The organism is Bradyrhizobium sp. CIAT3101 (assembly GCF_029714945.1).
In the GTDB taxonomy this organism is placed as follows: domain Bacteria; phylum Pseudomonadota; class Alphaproteobacteria; order Rhizobiales; family Xanthobacteraceae; genus Bradyrhizobium.
In genome coordinates, this window is the sequence record NZ_CP121634.1 from 6,935,260 (window position 1) to 6,957,442 (window position 22,183).

A 22,183-nucleotide genomic window follows, 5' to 3' on the forward strand; every position below is an offset into this window, starting at 1 on the left:
TGGCGAGAACGTGCCCTTATGTAGCACCAACCATGCCCCGATAAACGTACGTATAGTATTCGCAACCCTTTCCATATTGGCCACCTATCTTCGTACAAATTGAGCCTGCCATCAACTTCACATGGGATCGGTCAAATTCTTCCGTGACCAAATGGTTCGAACGTCATTGTCGGGACACAGGATGCAGGTGAAGTGGTTTTCATGTCACGTGCCAGGTGAGCAGCGCTGCCGCTATTTTCTTCGAGCAGCCGATCACCTTGTGCAGGCATAAGGGTTTGGAACCATGAATCGGCATCTTAACCATTCGCCAGCGGTTGGCTTTCTTCTCGGCCTTCCGCGCTCCGGCACGACACTGCTGGCGTATTTGCTCCAGCGACATCCGGATATCATGTCGCCGCCTGAGCCCTGGCTGATGCTGGCACTTGAGGCATTTGGCACGGTGGACCATCGTCACCCAGCGGGAAGTTCACTGGTTGGGGCCGCTACCTCCGAGTTCTTGGACCGAATAGACCGCACTGTCGTTAGCCGAGCTCTTGCCGATGCGGCTTACGGCCAATATTTGGCGGCCGCAGGCAAGCGCACGTTCATAGACAAGACTCCGCGCTATTGGATGGTCCTCGATTTCTTGGATTCGCTTTACCCGGAAGCGCCAAGAATTCTTATAATGCGTAATCCGTACGCTATCGCCGCATCACTGAAGTCAACGTGGGGCATTCCGCTCCTGTCCGCAGGTTGCCCGTCCGCCATCGCATCTTGTCTTACCGATCTGGCGCGGGACTTGCCTACGCCTGCTGTCGTATCTAGCCTCGCCGATCTCGTTCTAGGCCTGCCGACGCTCGCTGCGTTACGTGGCCGCCGCCAGACGCAAGTGGTGCAGTACGAACTCCTGGTGGTGCGCCCCGACGAGGAAACCCGGCGCGTCATCGCAGGATTAGGCTACGATCCCGCAGACTTGACATCGGCCACAATGGAGCAAACCGATCAGTTCCGGTCCAGTACCTTTGGGGACCGAAAGATCCTGGAGAAAAAGACAATCGATGATCGCTCTCTCCAAGCTTGGCGAACCGAATTGAGCATCGAAGAGATGCAGGTGGTGACCAATCTGGTCGGCACCGAGCTCTTGATAGAGCTCGGTTATGAGCAGGAACTTCGATATGCACAGCAAGTCGGGATCGTCGATCGGGGTCCGGCAGTAACCGAGGCGTATCGTCAATTGTTTCGAACCTGCTGGGATCTGCGCGTCGGTACGTCAAGCGCGTCGTTCGGCGTCTCCACTCACGCGCGCGAGCGCAACGGCATTGTTAGGCAAGCTGGAGAGAGCTCCTTAGCTTCCGAGGCGCAACGTTTAGCTGAGAAGACGGAGGAGAATTTGCGGCTGATGAGTTCCATGGCAGCGCAGTTGGAGCAGGCGTTGACGGCTTCGAAAGCCGATTGAGATGTACGGCTTGAACACAATTCGTAGTCGCTACACGACTTTCCAACGTTGCGGGTGAAGTTGTGCGGCTTGAGCAGATCTCGGTTGAGCTGGTGCGATACTGCCCCCGCCGAAGAGCGCGGCTGCATGAGCATTCGCTCGGATCTTGGGGTGAAGTCTCATGAACGATTTCGCTACTAGGCATGCGATCATCGTCGGCGGCGGCGCGAGCGGCGTGTTGCTCGCCTATCAGCTTCTGCAAAATCCGGAGTTCGGATTTCGCGTCTCGCTGATCGAGCGACGGCTCGAGATCGGCCGCGGTCTAGCCTATCACACCAACAATCCCGAACATGTCCTGAATGTTCGCGCCGCGAACATGAGTGCACTGCCGGACGACCCCGAGCATTTCTGGCGCTGGCTTTCGAACCGCGTAGAGGGGCCGCTGTGTCCTGATCCGTATTGTTTCGTGCCGCGGCGAGCCTATGGCGATTATCTTGCAAGCCTAACCAGACCCTTTACGTCATCCGAAAGCGGAACCCCTCGCCTAAACATTGTACATGGCCAATGCGTAGACGTCGTTGAAGGTGCTGCGGGCACCGTCGTGACACTTGACGACGGCTCATCCCATACTGGCGATGTCGTCATCCTCGCCACCGGAAATGAGAGGCCGGTTGCCAGATTCCCCTGCGATGCCGATCCTTGGGCACCACCGTCCACGTCTGTCGACAGGGATACGACGGTGCTGATCCTCGGCACGGGGCTTACGATGATCGACTACCTTTTGTCGTTGCTGCGAAGCGGTCATCGGGGCCAGATTGTCGCAATGTCGCGACGCGGCCTTCTGGCCAGAACTCATCGCCGCACGGATCCGACTCGAATCGACGAAAGTGACGTCCCCTTCGGGGCAAGTGCCAGTCGGCTATTGCGATGGCTGCGTGACCGCGTCGATGCGCAGACGGCCGCAGGGGGCGACTGGCGCAGCGTGATCGACGCCATCAGACCCCATACGCAACGGCTCTGGCACGAGTTGCCGCTCCCCTCAAGGCGTAGCTTCCTCGAGCACGCACGTGCCTGGTGGGATATCCACCGCCATCGTACGGCGCCTGAGGTCGAGGCGTGCCTCACCCAAGTGCTCGCCTCGGGGCGCCTCTCCCTCTTGGCTGGTAAGGTCACCGGCATCGAACCGAATGCGGCTGGCGCGCTGGTTCGCTATCGCCGGCGAGGCCAACAGGATACCGCGAGCCTCCAGGTCGGCTTGATCGTCGATTGCACGGGCATTGTGAAGGACCCGCGCGCGACCAACAATCCCGTGATCCAGAGCCTGTTCGGGCAAGGCCTGGCACGAGCGGACGCCCTGCAGATCGGGATCGACATCGCGTATGATTGCGCCGTGATCAACTGGAACGGCATTGCCTCACGGCGGCTGTTCGCTGTGGGCCCACTGACCCGCGCCGCCTTCTGGGAGATCGTGGCGATTCCCGACATCCGCACCCAGTGTGCCGAACTGGCGCAGCGCCTCGCGGCCGTCTGCAACCCGATCGTCTCCCCGCCGTACTAACCGGCGCTGAGTGGAGAAGCGTCGTCACCGGGGATGTCAGCGATGACGCGCTAAGGATCAACTATTGAAGCCGCGGGCCGTCATGAATGAAGCTGTAATGGCAATGATCGTGGTACCGAGCGCCACGACCAGAGCAGCTACCCAGATGGACTGTGGACCCTGAGCAACAATAGTGAGTTCGAACCTCTCCATGCTAGCTAGTCCTCGAACTCTTCACGCTCGCGCAGAGAGCGCCTGATTTCGCCTTGAACAAGCCTGTAAGCGATTGAGCAGGAGTCGGATGCGGAGGCATTTGAGATTGCAGGGATTGGGAGCTTGAGAAGCCCAAAGTCTGCAATTTCGTTTTATGGATTTCCCTTCGCTACGGACCATGATTCTGTGTTGCATCGGAGGGGACGATGCGGCCGAAGAAGCATAAGACGACGGGATCGAACGATCTGTTCCGGGCACGGCTGGACCAGATCATCAACATGAAGCACGAGCTGGTTCTGCTCGCTGGCAAGGTCGAAAGGCCAGCGCACCTTACGAGTTCGGCGTGAAGGCCTCCATCGTCACCAACAACCGCCGGGCTCCCGGTGGCCTGTTCGTGCTGCACGCCAGGGCGATGCCCGATAACCCGTACGATGGCCACACCTTGCGGGACGTCCTTGACCGCACCGAGACGCTCACCGGCTGTTCGATCGAGCGGGCCTATGTCGACAAGGGATACCGCGGCCACGACGCACAAAATCCCCGTCGCGTCTTCATCTCCGGCCAGAAGCGCGGCGTCTTCGGTATCATCAAGCGCGAGCTGCGCCGCCGCTCCGCCATCGAACCCATCATCGGACACCTGAAGACCGAAGGTCACCTCGGACGCTGCTACCTCAAGGGCCGCGCAGGAGATGCCGCCAACGTCATCCTCTCGGCCGTGGGCCACAACTTCCGCCGCATCCTTGCCTGGCTCAGAGAACTCTTGTGCCTCTTCCTGGTCCAGCTATGGCGCATGCTCGCCTGTCCAGCCGCGCTCAATTCGGCTTCTTAACGGACGACTCTATAACGGGCTGAAGAAGGCCGGTCACCCGAAAGGGGCGCGCCTCGATCACTCCGGCCTTGTCACGCTGCTGGCGCGCGGCCGACCCCTTGCCTCAAAGCGCTACTATATTGGTTCGCTGCGCAATCACGATAACTCGGAGAAGAGCGCCCAGCTGCTCGCCAGCCAGCAAAAATTCTTAGGCGGCCTGGAAAACGAAGGCTTTACGGTGAAGCGCGGTCGCATTGTGTACGACCACAAAATTCGCGAGAAGGGTGTCGACGTCAAAATCGCCGTTGATCTGATTGTGGGTGCCGTAGACGATCTGTACGATATCGCCATTATCGTGAGCTCCGATACCGATCTCATTCCAGCAATCCAGTACGTGCAATTCAAAGGCAAGAAGGTCGAGTACGTCGGGTTCTCACAGCACCCGTCGCTCGGCATGGCTAAGCATGGTAATCTGAGCGTTCTCTTGCTCCCAGAGGATTTACAAAAGTTGACCAGCGTAGGAGCATAATTACTCAACCCTGCTCTATGGCAAACACCACGCTATAACTCGCCATACGCAAAGCATTAGCGCTACCTGAGGCAGCCCAAGAGCGCATTGGGATCGAGCTACTTGAGTGGATTGCGAAGTACCACCGCCTCAAGGCCGATATCGAAGTCGGTATTCGTCAGCTCGATGCCGGATTGAGCGAAGAGTTTCGATATAGAAGAGTTTCTCAAACGAGTGCGCGCAAAACTCCTGAAACTTAGGAACGGCAAAAGCCCAAACTGAACCGCCCACCTTTTCCTTCCTGGCAAAGGATCCTAGGCGCCCTACGAATTCATCACAATAAACTTAGCTCTAGCTAGCAACTCGTCGAAGGTTATGATCTCTGGCGACAATGTATTAACCACGCTTGCCTTAGCAAACATGCTGTCGGAAATGACAAAATACCGACTTGGATTTACGGTCGCCACACAATATCTGCAGCAACTTGAACCCGCGATCCGCAATGCTATCCTTGGCAACATCGGCACGCTGATCTCATTCCGCGTCGGGGCCGAAGATGCCCCCTTCTTAGCGAAGGAGTTTCAGGCCCGGTTTGAGCCGCTCGACCTTATGCAGTTACTCCCTAAGAACGGCCCTCTCAAGTGCGCAGCAAGGGGCGCTAAACTTTTCCTGGCCAACATTGCGCTACGTCCAACAACCTTGCTGCACCTGCCGCTACCTGGCGACCTTAGACTTTCCGAGAGGTTTTGGTTAGCGATGACGTATGCACGCAACGATCCGCAAAAACCGTCCACGTACGAAACGCCAGCCGCTCATACTGCGCACGGTTGGCCCTCGGCATTTCAAGATACTCACCGCGATTGAACGCTACGGCCTATCCGATACGCACCATCTGCTCGCGTTGACAGGTCTCGACTACCGAAACTTCGAAGCGCCCGCCCGCGATCTTTTCCACGCCGGACTCGTCGACCGTCCGCCGAACAAAAAGTACAATCGCGACGAATTGAAAGACGCGCAGGTCTATAAGAATGCGGCGCTCGGTACCGACTGTAAGCGCTCGGCCGTCACCCTATCGATGCGGGCTTGACGCCTTGGGGAATCGCCACGGCATGAGGTCTTCGATTCTGCTATGGGGATGGCCGTCGATGATCGCCTCGAGTGTTTCGGCGATGTAGGCCACCGGGTTGATGTCGTTAAGCTTGCAGGTTTATCCGCCCGGCACGCGCCAGGTCGTATTCTTGACCGACGATCCCGACAGCCTTGAGGAGGACGAGTCCCTTCAGGAGGCCCTCTGCACCGTCGTAAGAGATATGCCACAGCAACGCGGGCACCTCTTTGCGGACGAAGCTTGGGACATCGATGGAGATTTCAAACTATATGTTGTTGGCGTGTTCGGCGACGATCGCACCTTTACACTCTCGAGCATGCTCTGCGATGGGCTCGATGCTCATTACCGCGCCGAATTTCCTGCCGGAGTTCCGAAACGCTTCACACAAGCGATTGCTGATCTTAGGGACACGCGCGATTGAGAGCTACTCTGACCAGCAATTGCTTCGTTCCAAGATCGAGGCACAGCAAAGGCGGCGTTAGACGGAGAACAGCATGGCCAATGTACTCGTTATTTCTCATGAAGCTACGATCCTCGAAACGCGACGCGATTTAGACAGCCGAATTATGGGTGATAAGACAAGCAATATCCCGGCCGATACGCTGCAGAAGAGTTTTCAGAACCTGGTAGCGGTGCTGAGTAGCTCGCTCACACTACCAACGACGATCGGCGCCTTCGAAGTCGACTCACTTGATGTCGAGCTCGAACTAACGGCAGAAGGTCAAATAGGGCTCCTTGGAAACGGAGGCAAAGTTGGCGGAAAAGGCAGCTTGACCCTGCGGCTCAAGCGACCCGAAAATGCATCGGGCAAAAATGCTGCGCGAGCATCGGCTAAAGCAAAGTGATGTCAGAGCCCGACTTGAGCTCAATGTTTGGCTCGCGCCTCGGTTCAGACCGAAACGGACGCCGCCGTAGAGCAGTTTCTGGCGCAGGGTTTCAGTGAGCAGTTTCATGGCAAGTCCTTTCGGTAAAGAGACCGCCGGGATTGGCGATCTCGTTGCCGTTCGGACGCGCGAGGCGGAAACGAGCGAAGCGGTCAAGACCGTAATGGGAGGCGCCGCGCACTCCTGCCGGAGACCATCCAACGTGCCATCATGGCGCCCGCCGCCCGTGCACAAGCCTATCTACGCAGCGGCTGAAGACCTCCTGCATGTCCCGTGCTGGGCAGGCAATTAAAGGGCCGATTGACAGGTTATCCGCGGGGACGTATCGGCAGCAGAACAACTTATCTTCAGCTAACGCACGCGCAAGACTTTCCTGATAATGGCTCACACCTAAGCCCCCAAAGATTGACGGCTTGCTCATTTTGTTTCCTTCACAACCAGGTTGAGGGTCTGTACCGTCTCGGAGATTGTGTGATGCTGCGGATCCGCCCAATAGAGTCTTATTGTGTGCCGACCAGGCTTGGCAGGGAGATCGAAAACATAGAGATAGCGGCCATCACCAAGCTGGATCAGCTGGTCTGCCATTGGCATGAGCTCGGTTTCGTCCATCGCAACATGCAGATGAACGCTGGGATTGGCAGAGCTCATGGTCATTTCTGCGATGTTATCGTCGGCTTGGAAAACGAAAGCAACACGCTCGCCGATGGTATTACCCGATTGCGGCAGGAGGATCTTCAACGCGGGCAGCTCGCCGGTATTTCCCGATTTTGCAACAGGCGCACCGTAAGACCCGTGCATATGGTGCATGCCCGGCTCATGGTGTTGTGCGTGGGCTGGAGCCGCGACCAGAGCGCCAGCCACAAGAATCATGCACCCAATGAACTGTTCGAATCGATCGCCAAACCGGTTGGGACGGGATGATATTTGCATGCTTTCCTCCTTTGTTTGCGAGCCTGAAAGATTTCCACTAATTCAGTGCACGTGTTGAGCGGGTGGCGGGAGAATTTTGGACTCTCTATTGAGAACTCGGACCTGCGAGATCAGCTCGTCGGAATTTTGCCAACCACATTCGTCCTCCTCTTGCAACCAGCGCGCACGGATGTATCCGAACCTGTCGATTAGGAATTCCATGGAACGTCTTCCCATTTCCAAACGCTTGGGATCTCCACGATTTGTTGTGCTCCGGGAGAGCAGATCGTAACTTTCTCTAACCTCTTGTGCTCCATGCCGGACATTCGGGACGCCCGCCGCCAGCTTTGCGTCCGGCGACACGATAATCGCCCACAATCGTTCTTTCCGGAATCTTTTCTGCTCAAGGCGCAGCTGTTTAACGCGCATTGCGTCGGACTTTTCGGGAAACACGAGCAGCACATTGCTTTCCTCACGGAAGTCCTTCAGCTCCCTCTCCGCCCCATTCTCGTCCTCTAAGAAAAAGTTTGGAGCCCCCAGCCACGGATGATCGGGTACGATTTCAGGCGACAGGAGGCGCGCCTGAAATCCCTCTGAAAACGTCCGCAGGAAGTTGATCACATCCCAGCGGGCCTGTTCGGCCAATACATCAGCAAATCCGGGCATGCCGCTTTTTGGAATTCCATGGCTAAGCCACCAAAACATGTCGCCGGCCGTGTGCAGCGCAGTATGCGGTTCGCTCAAATTCGCGGGCGGCTTGGGAAGGGTCGATGCCGCCGGACCATCGCCAAGCCCTCCGCTGCCGTGGCAAGCCGCACAATTCTGGGCAAATAGACGCTTTCCATTGGTTATTGATATCGTCGAATAGGCAACCGACGGGCGGCGGTAAGTATCGGGATAGGCTTGCACTGATATCTGCCACAGACCGCCAGCGACCAAAATAACGGCGGCGGCGCCTGCTGCAACTGCTTTTACCTTTTGCGGCTTTCTCAAACAAACGAGCAGGCCCCAGAAGAGTGACAATAGTGCTAGTGAGAAGGCGCCCCCCGCGATAACGGGCGTCGGCCACGCCGGCCACGTGGCTTCGATCGAAAAGCGAAACGGCAGCCACCAGATGGGCTGATCATGTCGTGCTGGTATGACTGAAGAGAGCGCGGCTGCGCAGCCGACGATCAGAACACCGCAAAAGAATTCAGTTGCTGCCCATCCAGCTCCTGCAAGAAAAGCCGCGGGTTTTGCTCCTACGGTTTCCATGACGGGTAGGAAGCGCGTGCGAATCCGATTGGCCACCAACAGGATGCATGCAAGTAGAGCAAGCTTCGTTATAATTAGTTGACCGTAGGTCGTGCCAAGCCACTCGCCAGCCGAACTAGCGGAGCTAAACGCGAGCACCAAACCTGATGCGACGACGACGACCACGAAACCGATTGCTAGTTGGGAGAAACGTCGCAGCGTCGCTGCGACATAGACGCGCCGAGTCTCCGTGGGGGTGACAGCGACCGAAGCCACCAGCCAGATCCAAGCCGGTAAGGCCCCAAGCCAAGCAGAAACCGCGAGCACGTGAAGTTGATAGGTCGGAACGAGCCAACGGCTGTCGTCTTCCCCGGCGGCGTGTCCAGCAAGTGGACCAATCAGCGCGATCAGTGCTGCTGTCCCGGCTGTCACGATTGAAGCTAAACGTTGCTGCTCCCTCGACCAGCCGCGAATTAGGATCGCTGTCGGCAGCAGCAAAAGAAGAGAGAGCGCTAACCTTGCAAGCGTGATCCGACCGTGATGTGTGTCAAATCCGAAGCTTTCCAGCGTCTGGCCAGACGCTACTATCTCCGGTAGTGCCATATCTGTCGCAATCGCGACTTGAGCGATAAATAACCCAGCGGTAGCGAAGAGGTGAATGCCGGCCGCCCAGTGAAAGCTCACCTGCGCTCGTCTTTGCCAAGTGGCAAGGAACGGATCGGAAGACGGCGCTGCCAGCAACAGAAAGAGTACTCCGCCTATGACCCATGCAAGCGCAATGTCAGCGATGGCCTTGCACAGAGCTGGAAACAATACCGTCATTCCGCATGCCTAACGTTCCTCGACGGTGAACTGATAGCCGTAGTCCACCACATGCCCGTCTTGCGAGAGCACGCGGTAATGAACCGAATAGCTGCCCGGTCTCATGTCAGATACTGCCGTTACCATGCACTTCGGATCATTGCCTGCTTTCAAATCGCCGAGCGTTAGCGACTGACCGTTGGCGTTCTTGAGCTCCACTTTCGAAAACTTGAGCTCTATGCGTTCGTTGAAGCATAGTTCGATCTGCTGCGGCGAATGAGCTAACACTGCCCGGCTCGCGGGATCGGACTTCACGAGAGCGGCATGTGCAGAGGCAGCCGTCGGCAGGCACACTAGGCCAACGCACAGCAACGTGATGCCAAGCGCTGATACCGGACGCCTGCTTGCGGACGAGAGTTCTTTTACCGTCCCTTGAATCAGCCTAGTTCGCGCCCTGCCGGTGCCGGCGGTCAAGTTTGGCGTGCCAGCATGATCGAGTGACGGCCCCGTCGCTACTCGGATGTAATCGATCTTGTTTCCGTGTTTTTCGTGAGACATGAGTGTGACCCTTATTGCCGGACAGCGGCCGACAAAGTAATAGCCTAGCTTTCCTTGAGCAACGTGGAGTACCAAAACAGGGCGGCCCCGGCTGCCAGCGTTCCTAGAACGATTGCGAAACTGTCCCTATATCGGACCCAAATCCCGTTGCCGTAACCAACCGAAAACGGAAATCTCGATACGTATTTCTGTCCGTCGCCGACTGTCACGAGGCCCACAAAGCGCCCGGATTCGGGGAACGTGTACTGAAACGATAGTGAGCCTGTCGGATATTGTTTTGGCGGGATTCGAAGGACGGCCTCGCTGTCTACGTCGTTGCCGGCGTCTCGCAACAACCGCACCTCGATGGGCAGATCACGTAGCACATCGCCGACGGCATCCAATACGATGACCGTGCGGCCGACTTCCGGAATGTCCTCGCAAAATTCCTGATTCCCCTGCTTGGCCGGCTGGTATCCGGTAAAATGCATCATATAGGGCCCAGCGCGAAGCTTGCACACGTCTTTCTCCATCGATACTCCCCCGTGTGCAATCGCTGGCCGCGCCCCACCGCAGTCTAGGATGAGGAGCAAAGATGGAATTCCAAGCACTGCGGCTTTTACGATGTTCAACCCGGACCTCCTTTCGGATTCTCAGCCGTGCGGTTGTCGGGATCGGTGAATACAGGGACCATGGGGCCGCTGACGTTTGAGATTGTCCGTTTGCCGTGCTCGTCATAGAAGAACAACAGTCCTCCCAACGTGTTGTCCGGATCGTTGATCAGGCTACTCAAGCGCTCCGTCTCCCATGCCGCGTCGGCCGCTTCGATATCGACTGTCTTCGTTTCACCCGGCTTGAGCGGTCGGCTGTCGCTCACCTTAAGCCCATTCGGAGGAAGCAATTCCTTGGGGTAATTCGGATCCACCGTCGCCATTGCCTGGCTAACCTCATGGTTGATGAAGCGCTGATTGGAAGTTAAGAACTCGCCAAGCTGTGCTGACGTGCTCCCATTGTTCGTCAGTGTCACATTCATACGAAGCGAGCGGCCAGGGACGTCATAGTTTGACTTGTTGACCACAACTTTGACCTGCTCAGGCACTTCCGATAGGGGCTCGACGGTTGCGCGGGACCCCTGCAGCGGCACGGTCCTTGGATAAGCGGTGTCGGTCGCCTGAAAGCCGAAGAATACGATGAGAATCGTCGCCACGAGCAAACCGGCCCCAAATAGGCGATCGGTGCTGGTAACGAGCTGAGATTGATCGCCGCCTTTTTCCGTCAACGCGCGAAAACGAGGCAGCAGCAGCGGCCGGCGCAACCACCAGACAAGCCACACGATGGCGATCGCAACCCACAAGCCATGCCAGAAGAACACCCTGCCAAGGCCCCAGGTTTCGAGATTGTCGATAGTCTCGCCACTGAGAGTTTTGATTGGAAGCTTGAAGTCGCTTTCGTTCCCCGTCACCGTCAGCCAGTTTCCCGGTCCGAGCAGCGGCCCGGCTCCCATCACGTTGATCATCGGATGGACGTGATGGTGGCCTGGCACTCGTCCTTTGAGCACTGTTTTGAATTCATAGTCCCGGTTCAGCTCCAATTTGGTGGACTGAATTGCTGGGACGCCATTAATGTAGCTCTCGGTTCGGGCTAGCACCGGGCCCGGCGTCCCGTTTCCCAGAAAGGCCGCTTCGGGAAGGGGTAGATTGACTGGCCAGATCGGGAAGAGTCGGAACTTGCCGGTGACAACGATTTCACCGTTCACGGGAATTTCGTTCGTGCTCCACTTCACATCGTAAAAATGAGCCGTTCGCATCCGCAGAAACGGCTCTTGATTGCGCTCACCATGCGCCAGAGCAGCATCTGGGACGAAGGTCAGTATTCCGATCGGCATGATCGCCGCCGCTGCCGATAAGATTACACGCACGCATGAGCTTTTGCGGAAACAGAATGTTCTCATTTGGAGTCCTCCACAGTCCCAGCAGGATCATTCGGCTGCGACGAAGCGCCCTTGCAGGCTAGTGCCGTCTATGGCTTTTTGGGCTGTCTCAGCTGGCTCATCCTTATCCGTGAGCCCCATGAAATTTTTCAGGGTGTTTGGCGTCGTTACCACACGAGCGAGGAGCATTCCGATATGCCACCACGCCAAATACATCAGTATGGATACGAACGCCGAGAAAAAGGACGCGATAATGGCTGAGTGGCCACCAAAAGTTCGAAGCGTGCCCCGCTCTATCAGCCGGATATACTCAGGCAGGGCGGTGCGGGTGAAGGCATAGCTGATGTAATCGCCCACGGAAACAAGCTGCCCCATCACTTCTACGGGTAGCCGATATGGCGCCAGCCAAAACCAGTTAGCCGGGTAGAAAAGCAGTGCGAATGCAAAGGCGCCGGACATCGCCGTGAACAAAAAATTCCCGGTCAGCAAAAGAGCGACATCGAGGACTAGTGCGCCAGGTATCAGCAGCGCTGGAATGACCTCGCTCATCGGAAAGTACGACCACAGGTGGAAACCGAAATATCGATTTATCCACTGACCGAACAGGAGACAAACGACCGCAAATGTAGCGGCGATTGGAAGTCTAAATTTCGTCCAAAACACATACTGCAAAGCTGCAGGGAATGTTATGGCCATAATTGGAGTCAGGGTGACCCACCACTGTCTGTCTTTCCAATCGATCCACATATCCCAGTCCCCTGCGGTCAGCATGTAATGCAGGTGGAATGCGCCGGAGACGGCCAGAAAAAGGATGGCGGCGACGAGAAGGTCAAACACTCTTGAGATTCCTGCTGACTCTTTAGGCCATTCGAGCCCATACAGTCTCACAGACGTTCCTCCTTGCATGGCTTCCTCCTAATTCTCTTACCGAGTTGAGATCGACCTTCCTGGAAACCGACGCCCGACATGATTACAAGACGGCATGCTTTGCACATGCCGGGCTGTCAGCGATAAATGGTTCATAAGCGGTTTCAGCGCTGGGTAGCGACCGAAACTTCGTCCTCTTGGGAAAGCCGCCCGATCACTTCAAGCATGTGCATCGCGATCTGGATCAGGAGCCCACCCAAGGCCAGCACACTCCAGCCCATCACGACAAAACCCCAGTGCAAGGGATAGGAGAACACCTCTTCCATCAGGAAGAAGGCATGGCCCCACTCGTTGTAGCCCAAGTTCGGCAATATTAGAAACGGACCTACAACCACGAGCACGAATGGAATTGAGATCTGCGTTGCGAACTTCGGCAGCCTCGTCATCGCGTACAGAAATGATCCCACGCCAAACAGCACGTAAAGTGGCATGGTGCCGTAGAACAGCACGATGTGACTCGGCGTGAAGCTTGTATCCCGGACCACAACCTGATGCCATGAGGCGTCCTGCTCGGCAAAGAAGCTGGTAGCGAACCAGACGCAAAAGGCATAGACGAAGATGAACAGGACCAGATTGAAGTAACGCCGGAGCTCTTCCCGCGGTTTGAGCGCGCCAAGATTGCGGTCTCGCGTAAACCATAGATACGCCCAGGTCACCACCCAGAGCAAAGGGATGACGCTAAGCTCAACCTTCAGCAACGTCATCCAGGCGGCATCGAACGCGGGCTCAGTCGAATCCAGGCCGGCACTCCAAGCATAGACCTGCTGAAAGATGCGCCAGAACACCATCAGCGCTAACACTGCCAGAGTGACTCCTGCTGCAAGTTTGAAATTCGCCAACGGCTGAGTACGGTCCTCAGCGGCGGACTTGGCGTTATGAGTCATCGTGATCGACATCTTCTCTCCTCCTTGGAGATTGCCTCAGGTGTGGTGTTGTTTACGAGGGAAGTTCTCACTCCGATCGTTGATCGCAAGGATAGGATCTGTCTTCAAGCTCCCAGCGTTCTGGTTACCTCTTTGCGAACGGCGCACGCATACATGTTGATTTCGAGATCGACCGGCAATTCGACGATTTTTGGGGCTTTCCAGCTCATATCGGTTTGCTCCTGGCTAGATGAATGCGGCGCAAAAAGTCGCGAGGACACGAGGTCCTCGCAGTGGGGGAGAACTCACCGAGTGCGCTGCAAGTGCTCGGCGAAAAAGAAACCCATAATCACGCCATCCCTGCCACCGCGCGCTGTGCCATCACCCTGATGAGATTGGCGCGATAATCCGACGATCCGCAGGAATATGATCCGACTCTTGCCTCGCCCGCTGCTGCTCTTGCAAAGCAGCGTATTGATGCATCCAAGCGTCCATATTGAACCATTCGTTATAGTTGGACTCCACATCACTCTCCCTAGATGAGGTAAATCTTCATAGCTGACCCGGAGCTAAGCCGTTCACTCAGGTCGACGACCGCAACAAAGCCAAAGAAACACAGTCCTCCCCCTTCTCTCTGTTCGCTCATTACCCGCACCCTCCCTTTGAAAGAGCGGTGCGGCGCGTCGGGTTTGAACCTGGCCCGTATAGACGCAAGACGTCCGCTTTCATCTCAAACAACCCGTCCTGCTCCGGCTTCAATTTGGAAATTAATCCGCGCGTTCGGTCTCAGGTTACAACCTCACGCCACGTACGAATCAAGCCTCGCCATGACCGGCGCCAGAAAGAGCTTGAGGCCTGCGTGGGGTCAGGTTGTACAACCGGCTGAAGCATGTTGACCGTTCGCAGGAGCGAACTCTTGCCGCTTCCGCTCGGGCCGATGATGACGACGACCTCGCCTTGCCGGACCGAGAGGTCGACGCCCTTCAGAACTTCGTTTGACCCGTACGAAACCCGAATGCCGCGCAGATCGAGGTGTCATTCGGCCCTTTAATTGCAGTTTGGTGTCAAGCCTGCATTTCTGAACTCGCCAATGGCACGGTGGTAGTGCTCGCGCCGTCGGAGCTGTTCCGGGTTGCGGAGACGGCGCGGGCGCGGCTGATACGTGCTTGCCGGCCAGGCATGGATCGTTTGGACTGTTGATGTCTTCGCTGGGGTCATGGTCCTTTCCGAGGTCGCTCAGCGCCTCATGATGATGTCCGGGCCGGGCGCCTCAACGTCTGCAGCGGAGTACGGACAAGCCGTCACCAGCCGAATGAACGAGGTCGCCACAACACCGTCCCAGCGGGACATCGCCAGTCCGGCGGACCGGACCAGGAACTACAAAATCGGTCAGGCTTCCTTCACCAGACCCCAGTCGAACGATGTGCCGTCCACCCAAATGCAATGAAGAACCACGGCGATCTTTCGGGCGATGGCGACCTTTGCCTTCCTCATGCCAATCCTCTTGGCGAGCTTCATGTCCCAAGCCTTTAGGGAAGACCATTTCTTAGTTCGATAAAGTAGCACGGTCGCGGCCTCAAACAGGTAGGTTCGGAGAAGACGGTCGCCCCAACGTGATATCTTGCCGTTGATGTCGGTTTCGCCAGATTGGTTGCGCCGAGGTGTGAGACCGAGATAGGCGCCGACACTCGATGCTGATCTGAAGCGCGACGGGTCATCGATCGTATGGCGGAAGGTCAACGCCGTCACCACGCCGACACCGGGAACCGTCATTAAGCGGCGCGTGGTCTCATCCGCCTTCGCCAACTGGCGGACTTCATTGTCGAAGTTGTTCTGTTGCTTGCAGATCTGTTCATGGATCGATAGCAGCGGGGCGATTACACTAAGGAGCTGATGATCTTCGCCCAATAGTTCGCAGACCTGATTTCGAAATCGGATTCCGATCGCGCGTGGGAAGAGCAAGCCATATTCTTTGATTAGACTGCGGACTTGGTTCTCGATGTCTCGACGAATAGCCACGAGCCGAGATCTCGCGACAATTATCGCGCGTATTTTCTGACTTTCCTCGCTCTTGACTTTGACTTCTCGATACCAGCCGACCCGCACCAGTTCGGCCAACCCTCGAGCATCATTCTGATCGCTTTTGTTCATCCGTACCGACAAAGCCGCGTGGGCATGACGCGCGTCGATACAAACTACCGGAAGATCAACCCTACGAAGTTCATGCCATAGCCAACTCGCCATCGCCCCGGTCTCAAATCCGATGCGCTCCGCCTGTGGCGCCACTTGCGAAGCAGTGTCGTCAACGCCCCCGGGTCGGACTTGGCCTTTCCCTCGAACAAGACCTGACCCACTTCGTCGACCACGCATACCGACGTTTCTTTTTGCGAGACGTCCAGCCCAACATATTGCTTCATAGTCCCCTCCGATTCGCGAGATTGCGGAAGGTTTGAAGATAGCGGACCTTTCGAGCCGCAGGTGCCGACCGCAATTACGTCATCGTCTGCAATATTGACCCCCCGTATTGCTGCATCAGCGAATGTTACCCTCGCCGCGCCATTGTAGTGGTTGATGCGATCTCGAAGTATCGGCCGCGCCAAGTGGCTTTTCCGGCTTGCTCGACGAGAGGGGCTGTGGGCGGGTCGGGCCCTACATAGCCCGAGCCGTCCACAACCCCGGGCAATGGGGCAGCGGTCGTGGCGTCGTCGAGCAGGCCCTGGGCGACCAACCGTTCGGCAGCCCTCCGTCTGAGTGCCCTCAGCAGACGTTGCACAATCGAATGCTGTCTCTTTCCGAACTCCTCGGGGTATTTTTCGCGCAAGCGGCCAACAATTGCGAGCGCCGTCAGCTGTGGCTGCTCTGCGAGCCACGCTTCGATCGCGGCAATATGCGGGTCGAGCTTGGACGGCATGCGAACTCTGGTCTTATAGGGCCGACGAGTTCGCCGGTGCGTGGCACGCGGCTCGCCGACCGTCGCGGTCTTGCCGAGCGTCTTCGCAAACGTCGCCGCGGTCGCTGGCAGGACGCTAGTGTGAGCGGGTTGCAGGCCGCGCGCCTGTCCGGCACGACGATCGACGCGATTGCCGAGTTCCTCTTGGGTTGCGCGAATCTCCGCCAACAGCGCGACCGGATCGAGCGAGCGATACTGATCACGCAGCCGCTTCTTCACGGCCGCGGTCACCTTGGGGTGCGTCAAGGCACGCTCATAGGGCGTCGATGGGAGATGATAGCGCTTGATCACTTTAGCCCCTTCGCGACGCTTCTCCTTCAGCTTGAACGACGGCTGGAAGAAGTTGACGTAAAGACGTGCCGCCGCATAGAGGCGGCCCATCATGCGCGCTGTCTCGACGCCATCGAAGCGGCCATAGCCCATGAGGCGGCGGACAACCGCACCATTCTTCTGCTCGACAAACGCTTGGTCGTTCTTCTTGTAGGCACGCGAGCGTGTGACTTCGAGCTTCTGTTCACGACACCGTGGCACGACGACATCGTTCATGAAAGCGCTGTCATTGTCGAAGTCCACGCCGCGCAACAGCCAGGGGAACAGGCTCTGTGCTCTGTTAATCGCCTCGACGACCAGCGAGCCTTCCCGCGTCAGCAACGGCAGGCACTCCGTCCAGCCGGTGGCGACATCGACCATCGTCAGGGTCTGGATGAACGAGCCAGCCACCGACGTCCCGCCATGGGCGACCATGTCGACCTCGCAGAAGCCCGGCACCGGGCTGTTCCAGTCATTGAACGTGCGGATCGGGACCTCACGCCGGATTGCTGAATAGAATCCGGCACGGCGCCGCCTGCCGCCGCTCGCCGCCATCTTCACATCGACGAGCAGGCGATCAATGGTGGCGGCGCTGTTAGCCAGAACACGATCACGGTCCGACGGGCCAAGCTGCAATCGGCCATGCCGCTCAAGGGCAGGCAGCAAGGTCGGAATCATCACCTTAAGCCGCTTGCCGCACACCCTATCTGACGCCTCCCACAGCGCCGTCAGCGTGTCCTTGATCGTCGCGCCATATCTGCGTCTTCGCTGTCTTGTTGCCTCGACCTCGCCCGGTCCAACTCTCTCGCGTCGCCGGAGTACGCGCACCGCATGCTTGCGATGCCAGCCCGTCGTCGCGCACAGCTCGTCGAGGATCCGTCCCTTCTCCGCTCGTTTGGCCGACCGGTAACGCTCCATTACCGCCGACACTACCTCGCGCCGCGCGCCCATGCTGATCTTTCCCGCCATAGACGCCACCGAACCAATTCGATGGCACCGACCCAATCATCGGCGAGAAGTTGTCCAGTAACATTCTGGGTGAGGCAATGCGCTCGTCGACCACACATACTGACGTTTCTTTCTGCGAGACATCCAGCCCAACATATTGCTTCATAGCCCCTCCGATTCGTAAGATTGCGGAAGGCTTGAAGATAGCGGACTTTTCGTGCCGCGGGCGCCGACCGCAATTACGTCATCGTCTGCAATATTGACCCCTAAGCCGGGGAGGGGTCAAATTTGGGCTCTGTCGGAGTTTTGGTGCAGCTCTGATTATTCTCCGCCGATTAGTCTGGCCTGAAGCAGATCGATTTTCCCCCGGCCATACATCTGACGTCTGACGAGCTTGAGGCGCGTGATCTGACCTTCAGTCTGTCCGTTGGACCAAGGCGAGGTGATTGCCCCCCGAACCGCCGCTTCATCCCTTACGACACCGCTCGCGAACGAGGCGACGAGACTGATGCGGGCGCGCTCGATCCACGGGGTGAGCCCTTCCTCAGCCTTGCGCCGGATCATCACGTGGAATTCGGCGATGATGTCGCGGGCCTCGACCAAGGTTGGTACGCCGGCTTCGATCGCCGCGATCGTGACGGTCTCCGCTTTCGTCAGCAAGTCCCGGCCGATCGTCATGAGACGAGCGATCGTTCTGGCCGACGGAATCCGTTGAAGGTTTTGCGTGTCAACCTTTTCAGCTCGTCGTCTGCGGGTCGCCCACTCGCTGATGACGCGAAGCGAGCCTCGGAAGCCTCGCGCCTTCAGGCGGCGCCAAAGTTCAGCTCCGTTTCGACAGCCGGACGCCCACTGATCGTCGAGCCATGGCAAATGCAGGTCCAACGAACCTTGGCCGCCGCTCCAACTGTTTACCGCTCGATGCGCGGATTCGATGGCCCGCGACCGAAGCTGACGAAGCTGCGCTGCGCCTCAAGCGCTGGCGAACCGCTCACCCCGGAAGTGAATCTCTGGGCCGTGGATGCGTTGGGCGTCGCCGTTCACGATCACTATGGGCAGACTGAAGCTGGCATGCTGATCAATAATCATCATCATCCCGACTTGGTCGCGCCTCTGAAGCAGGGCTCCATGGGCAGGCCGCTGCCCGGCTGGTCAGCGTTGGTGCTGAAGGAAAAGGAGGACGTTCCCCCGCAGACGGCGAACTTGGACGCGTCGCAATCGAGCTGAAAGACAGCCCCCTCGCCTGGTTCAGCGGCTATATCGACCTGATCGAACGCCAAATTAGCGTGATTTCCCAACTTCTCTCGGCGCAGGCCGCAGGGCTACATAAGATCCGCGAATAAAGCCCCGCTCGACCAGCACCAGCCCGAGCTACCCGGGCGTGACAGCCCGTCGTCATATCGGCAAGGCAGGCGACGGCGATTTCCCTCGTCCCGACCGGGTCCCGCCAGACCGAACGAAGCCGCGCGCGTGATCGGCGATTCCGGCAATCGTTATTGGCGGCTTGGCCTCGGCACTGGCGTTGAAGCTGGTTCTGGAGTTGTTCCGCGAGACCTGGCCATGATTTGCGAACAGCGAAAGTACTTCCTCTCTGAAGCTTTCGGGCTACGGACTGCTGTATGACCCTGACTACGCCCGCTGGCTCCCGATTTCGTCGGTCTGACTAATGATGTCACCACGTTTCAATACTCGACCGCGTGCCCTAGATCCCAAGTCGAGCGGCCTGCGTCGACAGTTGGTCCGCCTCGGCAAGCCGATAGTGTAGAATGTCGCTATGCACTGTGCTCAACAAGGACTTGCATAATGCAGGCGTGAGCTTGCCGCGGTGAACCACGACGTCTTCGCGACCTGTCGCAGCCCGGGCGTTCTGCCACTGGCGATTGCAGCCGCGTTGTGCATTTGACTTGACGTGGCAAGCGGCGAATTCGGCGTCATCCAGCGTCGTCAACTGCCACACATGTACCGGTCGCTTCGTATGGATGTGCACCCACATCGGGCTCGGCATTGCACCATTGCGCAGCGCCTTGGGTTGCAGCTTGACCTCGAACAGCACCCCTGGCTCACCCTTTAACGCGCGCGGTAAACCGGCAGGCGTCAACTCCTCGGCCGCGCGCAACTGTTCAAGGTAGTTCTGCGACGGATAGGCATACGTCTTCATGCAATCGACCGTCATCGTGCCCCTTCGCTCGTTCAAAGCCGTCCCCAGCCCCTGCGCCTCGGACCGCAGCATCTTGAGTCGGACGATTTTGTCGTGCACTTCGCGCACTTGTGCAGGCGTGAGTAGGACACGTCGACGAGGCTCCTCCAACGCAGCTACACAGGCCTGCATCTCGGCTACCTGGGTCTTCAGGCGCCCGATCGCAGTATCCACGACGTGTTCGGCGTCCTCGGGCTTCATGTGGCGGGCTTGCGAGGCGGCCCTTTGCTGACCAGGCAGATCGAATTGCAAAAGTTCGTCCAACCGCTTGAGGAGCCCCGTCAGTGCTTCCATCGACGGCGGGGCCTGCCAGATCGCCAAGTGCGCCGTCTCCGACGATGACGCCCTCGCATGCGCCTCCTCCGCGGTCACGAGCCTCTTCGTACCAAATTCCGAGAGCACGACAACTTTGGCTGCTGGCGCCGCGGCGTTGGCGTCCATAGCGACATGCGCCTGGGTCTGCCCAGGCGCCGAGCTCCCAGCGCCAGCGGACCGCGTGTTCTTGCCTTTCCCCTTCTTCCGCGCTCCAGCGCCTTCGGCGGCTACAGCCTCGCCGATAGTGCTGGCGGGCATCGCAGCCCGAGGGTCGGTCGGCGGCACAATGACCGCTGACGCTTTCGGCTGCAGTGACAGGAAGCGCATGACCTCCTGCGCAGTGACCCACGCACCTTCCACTATCTGGCCTGACAGTTCCAATGGGAGGTTGGCTGTCCCAGTATCGCTTAGGTTTGCAACGATGTTGTGCCACGCCAGCCCAAATTCCGAAAGGCGCTCCATAACTCCTTCCAAAACAGCGCAGTGCGCTGCGTCGAGTGCACGCCCTTTGCTGTTTAGAACAGCCTCGCTCGTAGAGTTGAATGCCGGGAAAACGTCATCGATGAACGTTCCTAGCAGACGTACCCGCCCGTTCTCATCCATGAGGGCTTCCCTCGTGGCTGGCTCGAATGTGCTCATCTGCGGCTCAACCATGATTCGCAATAGAGCGATCTGCGATTGCAAATGCAGGCACTTCATATTCAGTGCCCAGCCGGTGTGCAGCCGCAGGTCGGCCTCTTCGGCTTGCCGCATCTCAGCCGTCGTACTTGGTAAATTGTAAGTGGCGGTGCAGACGGACTGCATCCTTTCTAGGCGCAATGCCTTCTTTCCCCACCACTCCATACAGGCCGTATAACGGTTTGCTACGCTGGAGATCGCTCGACTCAGCTGGTCGAAGGGAGCGCTCGATTGGACCATCCGATCGAGCACAGTGGCCGCACTCTTCCTGCTCTGCTCCAGGGCGTAGATGGTCGGGGTCGCTAGTAGGTTGCATTGGTTCCCCGCATGGAGCACCTCGTCTCGGAGACGGCGAGCCTGATCGTCGGAGAGAATGCTAGGCGCCTCATGCTGGGGTAGCCTCGCGTAGTACTCCAGAACGTTTGAGCCTGCCTTGATGAGCTGGTCAATCAGCTCTTGTGCCACCAACGCGTTCGGCGCCGGCTGCATGGCCGCATTGCGGCAAGTATCAAGTTCTGCCAGCAGGCTGTCCATTTGGCGCTTCGCTGCCTTGATCTCGTCGCCGGTCCAAGGAATGGGGCCCGCCACATCCGAAGTTTGCAGCTGGCTTGCGACCGGCCCCGCTCCATCTTGAGCCCCAGAGCGCATCCGCTCCACGACGGAATTGAACAATTGGCTGCCCTCAGCATGGGTGAGACTTGATTCCGAGCGCGAACTGCTCGATCTCCACGTGCTGTCAGCTCCAGTAGCCTCAACGTGCGCTTTACCAGGTCGGCCAATGCCCGTCATATTCCACCTCCGATCCAGGGAGAATGCGAAGCGAATTTAGATAGACCGCCTGGCTGACGATTAGCTGACGAACGGCGTTGCCGCGGATGCACTAAGGAAATCAGAATGGGGGCTTCCACTTTCATGAAAGATGGCGTGTGTTTTTCCGCCTTGCAGACACGCGTTCTCTTCGCAAGCGCCACTTCCGTGTTCTGACCATCCTCCGCAGAGGTCAGCACAGTCCGGGTTCTCAGAGCCAGCGCCTGCGCCTTTCCGCCGCATCGTCAGCGACCTTAGTTCGGGATGCTCATCATCGCTCAATATCAGGGGAGCAAGTTGCTGGACCGCT

General features: G+C 57.9%; 19 protein-coding genes and 3 pseudogenes. 9 read left to right on the forward strand and 13 right to left on the reverse strand.

The window, feature by feature from the left end:
• Nucleotides 1-283 precede the first annotated feature (283 nt).
• The 8 genes and pseudogenes from QA645_RS32320 to QA645_RS32355 all read left to right on the forward strand — a co-directional run bounded on the left by QA645_RS32320 (nucleotide 284) and on the right by QA645_RS32355 (nucleotide 6,433).
• Nucleotides 284-1,435, forward strand: a complete 1,152-nt coding sequence (locus QA645_RS32320; protein ID WP_283045322.1) for a sulfotransferase — start codon at nucleotides 284-286, stop codon at nucleotides 1,433-1,435.
• Nucleotides 1,436-1,595: 160 nt separating this feature from the next.
• Nucleotides 1,596-2,972 carry an FAD/NAD(P)-binding protein gene (locus tag QA645_RS32325; protein WP_283045323.1) on the forward strand — a complete coding sequence of 459 codons (1,377 nt, stop codon included), beginning with the start codon at nucleotides 1,596-1,598 and terminating at the stop codon, nucleotides 2,970-2,972.
• 398 nt (nucleotides 2,973-3,370) lie between these two features.
• Entirely contained in the window at nucleotides 3,371-3,511 is a 141-nt protein-coding gene (locus tag QA645_RS32330; protein ID WP_283045324.1) for a hypothetical protein, read from the forward strand.
• Nucleotides 3,475-3,993, forward strand: a pseudogene (locus tag QA645_RS32335) (IS5/IS1182 family transposase); the annotation flags it as partial. The gene QA645_RS32330 and the pseudogene QA645_RS32335, both read left to right, overlap by 37 nt.
• A complete protein-coding gene (locus QA645_RS32340; protein ID WP_283045325.1) occupies nucleotides 3,905-4,501 on the forward strand; it encodes an NYN domain-containing protein in 597 nt (198 codons plus the stop codon). The pseudogene QA645_RS32335 and the gene QA645_RS32340, both read left to right, overlap by 89 nt.
• Before the next feature lie 742 nt (nucleotides 4,502-5,243).
• Nucleotides 5,244-5,567, forward strand: coding sequence for a hypothetical protein (locus QA645_RS32345; RefSeq protein WP_283045326.1), 324 nt, complete (start codon nucleotides 5,244-5,246; stop codon nucleotides 5,565-5,567).
• 151 nt (nucleotides 5,568-5,718) lie between these two features.
• Nucleotides 5,719-6,009 (forward strand): hypothetical protein, encoded by a 291-nt coding sequence (locus tag QA645_RS32350; RefSeq protein WP_283045327.1) that lies wholly within the window; start codon nucleotides 5,719-5,721, stop codon nucleotides 6,007-6,009.
• Between the two features lie 73 nt (nucleotides 6,010-6,082).
• On the forward strand, nucleotides 6,083-6,433 hold the full coding sequence (locus QA645_RS32355) for a hypothetical protein (protein WP_283045328.1): 351 nt from the start codon (nucleotides 6,083-6,085) through the stop codon (nucleotides 6,431-6,433).
• A 456-nt stretch (nucleotides 6,434-6,889) separates the two neighbouring features.
• Here the strand turns inward: QA645_RS32355 and QA645_RS32360 are convergent, their stop codons facing one another.
• The 12 genes and pseudogenes from QA645_RS32360 to QA645_RS32410 form a co-directional block, all read right to left on the reverse strand.
• Nucleotides 6,890-7,402, reverse strand: coding sequence for a hypothetical protein (locus tag QA645_RS32360; RefSeq protein WP_283045329.1), 513 nt, complete (start codon nucleotides 7,400-7,402; stop codon nucleotides 6,890-6,892).
• A gap of 42 nt (nucleotides 7,403-7,444) precedes the next feature.
• Complete coding sequence (locus QA645_RS32365; RefSeq protein ID WP_283045330.1) at nucleotides 7,445-9,436, reverse strand: c-type cytochrome; 1,992 nt, start codon at nucleotides 9,434-9,436, stop codon at nucleotides 7,445-7,447.
• 9 nt (nucleotides 9,437-9,445) lie between these two features.
• The gene (locus QA645_RS32370) at nucleotides 9,446-9,973 is read right to left on the reverse strand and encodes a copper resistance CopC family protein (protein WP_283045331.1); all 528 of its coding nucleotides are present in this window, start codon (nucleotides 9,971-9,973) and stop codon (nucleotides 9,446-9,448) included.
• A gap of 44 nt (nucleotides 9,974-10,017) precedes the next feature.
• A complete protein-coding gene (locus QA645_RS32375) occupies nucleotides 10,018-10,485 on the reverse strand; it encodes a hypothetical protein (RefSeq protein ID WP_283045332.1) in 468 nt (155 codons plus the stop codon).
• 95 nt (nucleotides 10,486-10,580) lie between these two features.
• The gene (amoB, locus tag QA645_RS32380) at nucleotides 10,581-11,903 is read right to left on the reverse strand and encodes a bacterial ammonia monooxygenase, subunit AmoB (protein ID WP_283045333.1); all 1,323 of its coding nucleotides are present in this window, start codon (nucleotides 11,901-11,903) and stop codon (nucleotides 10,581-10,583) included.
• Between the two features lie 27 nt (nucleotides 11,904-11,930).
• On the reverse strand, nucleotides 11,931-12,719 hold the full coding sequence (amoA, locus tag QA645_RS32385; protein ID WP_283045334.1) for a bacterial ammonia monooxygenase, subunit AmoA: 789 nt from the start codon (nucleotides 12,717-12,719) through the stop codon (nucleotides 11,931-11,933).
• A gap of 194 nt (nucleotides 12,720-12,913) precedes the next feature.
• Nucleotides 12,914-13,705 (reverse strand): bacterial ammonia monooxygenase, subunit AmoC, encoded by a 792-nt coding sequence (amoC, locus tag QA645_RS32390; RefSeq protein ID WP_283045335.1) that lies wholly within the window; start codon nucleotides 13,703-13,705, stop codon nucleotides 12,914-12,916.
• Nucleotides 13,706-13,797: 92 nt separating this feature from the next.
• Nucleotides 13,798-13,902 (reverse strand): pyrroloquinoline quinone precursor peptide PqqA, encoded by a 105-nt coding sequence (gene pqqA / locus QA645_RS32395; RefSeq protein ID WP_283045336.1) that lies wholly within the window; start codon nucleotides 13,900-13,902, stop codon nucleotides 13,798-13,800.
• A gap of 556 nt (nucleotides 13,903-14,458) precedes the next feature.
• Nucleotides 14,459-14,698, reverse strand: coding sequence for an ATP-binding cassette domain-containing protein (locus QA645_RS43380; protein ID WP_349253194.1), 240 nt, complete (start codon nucleotides 14,696-14,698; stop codon nucleotides 14,459-14,461).
• A 363-nt stretch (nucleotides 14,699-15,061) separates the two neighbouring features.
• A pseudogene (locus QA645_RS32400) lies at nucleotides 15,062-16,089 on the reverse strand (IS110 family transposase).
• 125 nt (nucleotides 16,090-16,214) lie between these two features.
• Complete coding sequence (locus tag QA645_RS32405) at nucleotides 16,215-17,900, reverse strand: transposase family protein (protein WP_283045337.1); 1,686 nt, start codon at nucleotides 17,898-17,900, stop codon at nucleotides 16,215-16,217.
• 300 nt (nucleotides 17,901-18,200) lie between these two features.
• Nucleotides 18,201-18,770 (reverse strand): annotated as a pseudogene (locus tag QA645_RS32410) (transposase); the annotation flags it as partial.
• Nucleotides 18,771-18,797: 27 nt separating this feature from the next.
• Here QA645_RS32410 and QA645_RS32415 point away from each other — a divergent pair.
• Nucleotides 18,798-19,103 carry an AMP-binding protein gene (locus tag QA645_RS32415; protein ID WP_283053441.1) on the forward strand — a complete coding sequence of 102 codons (306 nt, stop codon included), beginning with the start codon at nucleotides 18,798-18,800 and terminating at the stop codon, nucleotides 19,101-19,103.
• Nucleotides 19,104-19,578: 475 nt separating this feature from the next.
• On the opposite strand, the gene QA645_RS32420 is transcribed toward QA645_RS32415, so the two are convergent.
• Nucleotides 19,579-21,855, reverse strand: coding sequence for a hypothetical protein (locus QA645_RS32420; protein WP_283045338.1), 2,277 nt, complete (start codon nucleotides 21,853-21,855; stop codon nucleotides 19,579-19,581).
• Between the last annotated feature and the right edge of the window lie 328 nt (nucleotides 21,856-22,183).

Excerpts from the sequence above, each read along its gene's own strand:
- QA645_RS32320 (WP_283045322.1), top strand. The coding sequence starts at position 284 with ATGAATCGGCATCTTAACCATTCGCCAGCGGTTGGCTTTCTTCTCGGC.
- QA645_RS32325 (WP_283045323.1), top strand. The coding sequence starts at position 1,596 with ATGAACGATTTCGCTACTAGGCATGCGATCATCGTCGGCGGCGGCGCG.
- QA645_RS32330 (WP_283045324.1), top strand. The coding sequence starts at position 3,371 with ATGCGGCCGAAGAAGCATAAGACGACGGGATCGAACGATCTGTTCCGG.
- QA645_RS32345 (WP_283045326.1), top strand. The coding sequence starts at position 5,244 with ATGCACGCAACGATCCGCAAAAACCGTCCACGTACGAAACGCCAGCCG.
- QA645_RS32355 (WP_283045328.1), top strand. The coding sequence starts at position 6,083 with ATGGCCAATGTACTCGTTATTTCTCATGAAGCTACGATCCTCGAAACG.
- QA645_RS32360 (WP_283045329.1), bottom strand. The coding sequence starts at position 7,402 with ATGCAAATATCATCCCGTCCCAACCGGTTTGGCGATCGATTCGAACAG.
- QA645_RS32365 (WP_283045330.1), bottom strand. The coding sequence starts at position 9,436 with ATGACGGTATTGTTTCCAGCTCTGTGCAAGGCCATCGCTGACATTGCG.
- QA645_RS32370 (WP_283045331.1), bottom strand. The coding sequence starts at position 9,973 with ATGTCTCACGAAAAACACGGAAACAAGATCGATTACATCCGAGTAGCG.
- QA645_RS32375 (WP_283045332.1), bottom strand. The coding sequence starts at position 10,485 with ATGGAGAAAGACGTGTGCAAGCTTCGCGCTGGGCCCTATATGATGCAT.
- amoB (WP_283045333.1), bottom strand. The coding sequence starts at position 11,903 with ATGAGAACATTCTGTTTCCGCAAAAGCTCATGCGTGCGTGTAATCTTA.
- amoC (WP_283045335.1), bottom strand. The coding sequence starts at position 13,705 with ATGTCGATCACGATGACTCATAACGCCAAGTCCGCCGCTGAGGACCGT.
- pqqA (WP_283045336.1), bottom strand. The coding sequence starts at position 13,902 with ATGAGCTGGAAAGCCCCAAAAATCGTCGAATTGCCGGTCGATCTCGAA.
- QA645_RS32405 (WP_283045337.1), bottom strand. The coding sequence starts at position 17,900 with ATGGCGGGAAAGATCAGCATGGGCGCGCGGCGCGAGGTAGTGTCGGCG.
- QA645_RS32415 (WP_283053441.1), top strand. The coding sequence starts at position 18,798 with ATGCGCGGATTCGATGGCCCGCGACCGAAGCTGACGAAGCTGCGCTGC.
- QA645_RS32420 (WP_283045338.1), bottom strand. The coding sequence starts at position 21,855 with ATGACGGGCATTGGCCGACCTGGTAAAGCGCACGTTGAGGCTACTGGA.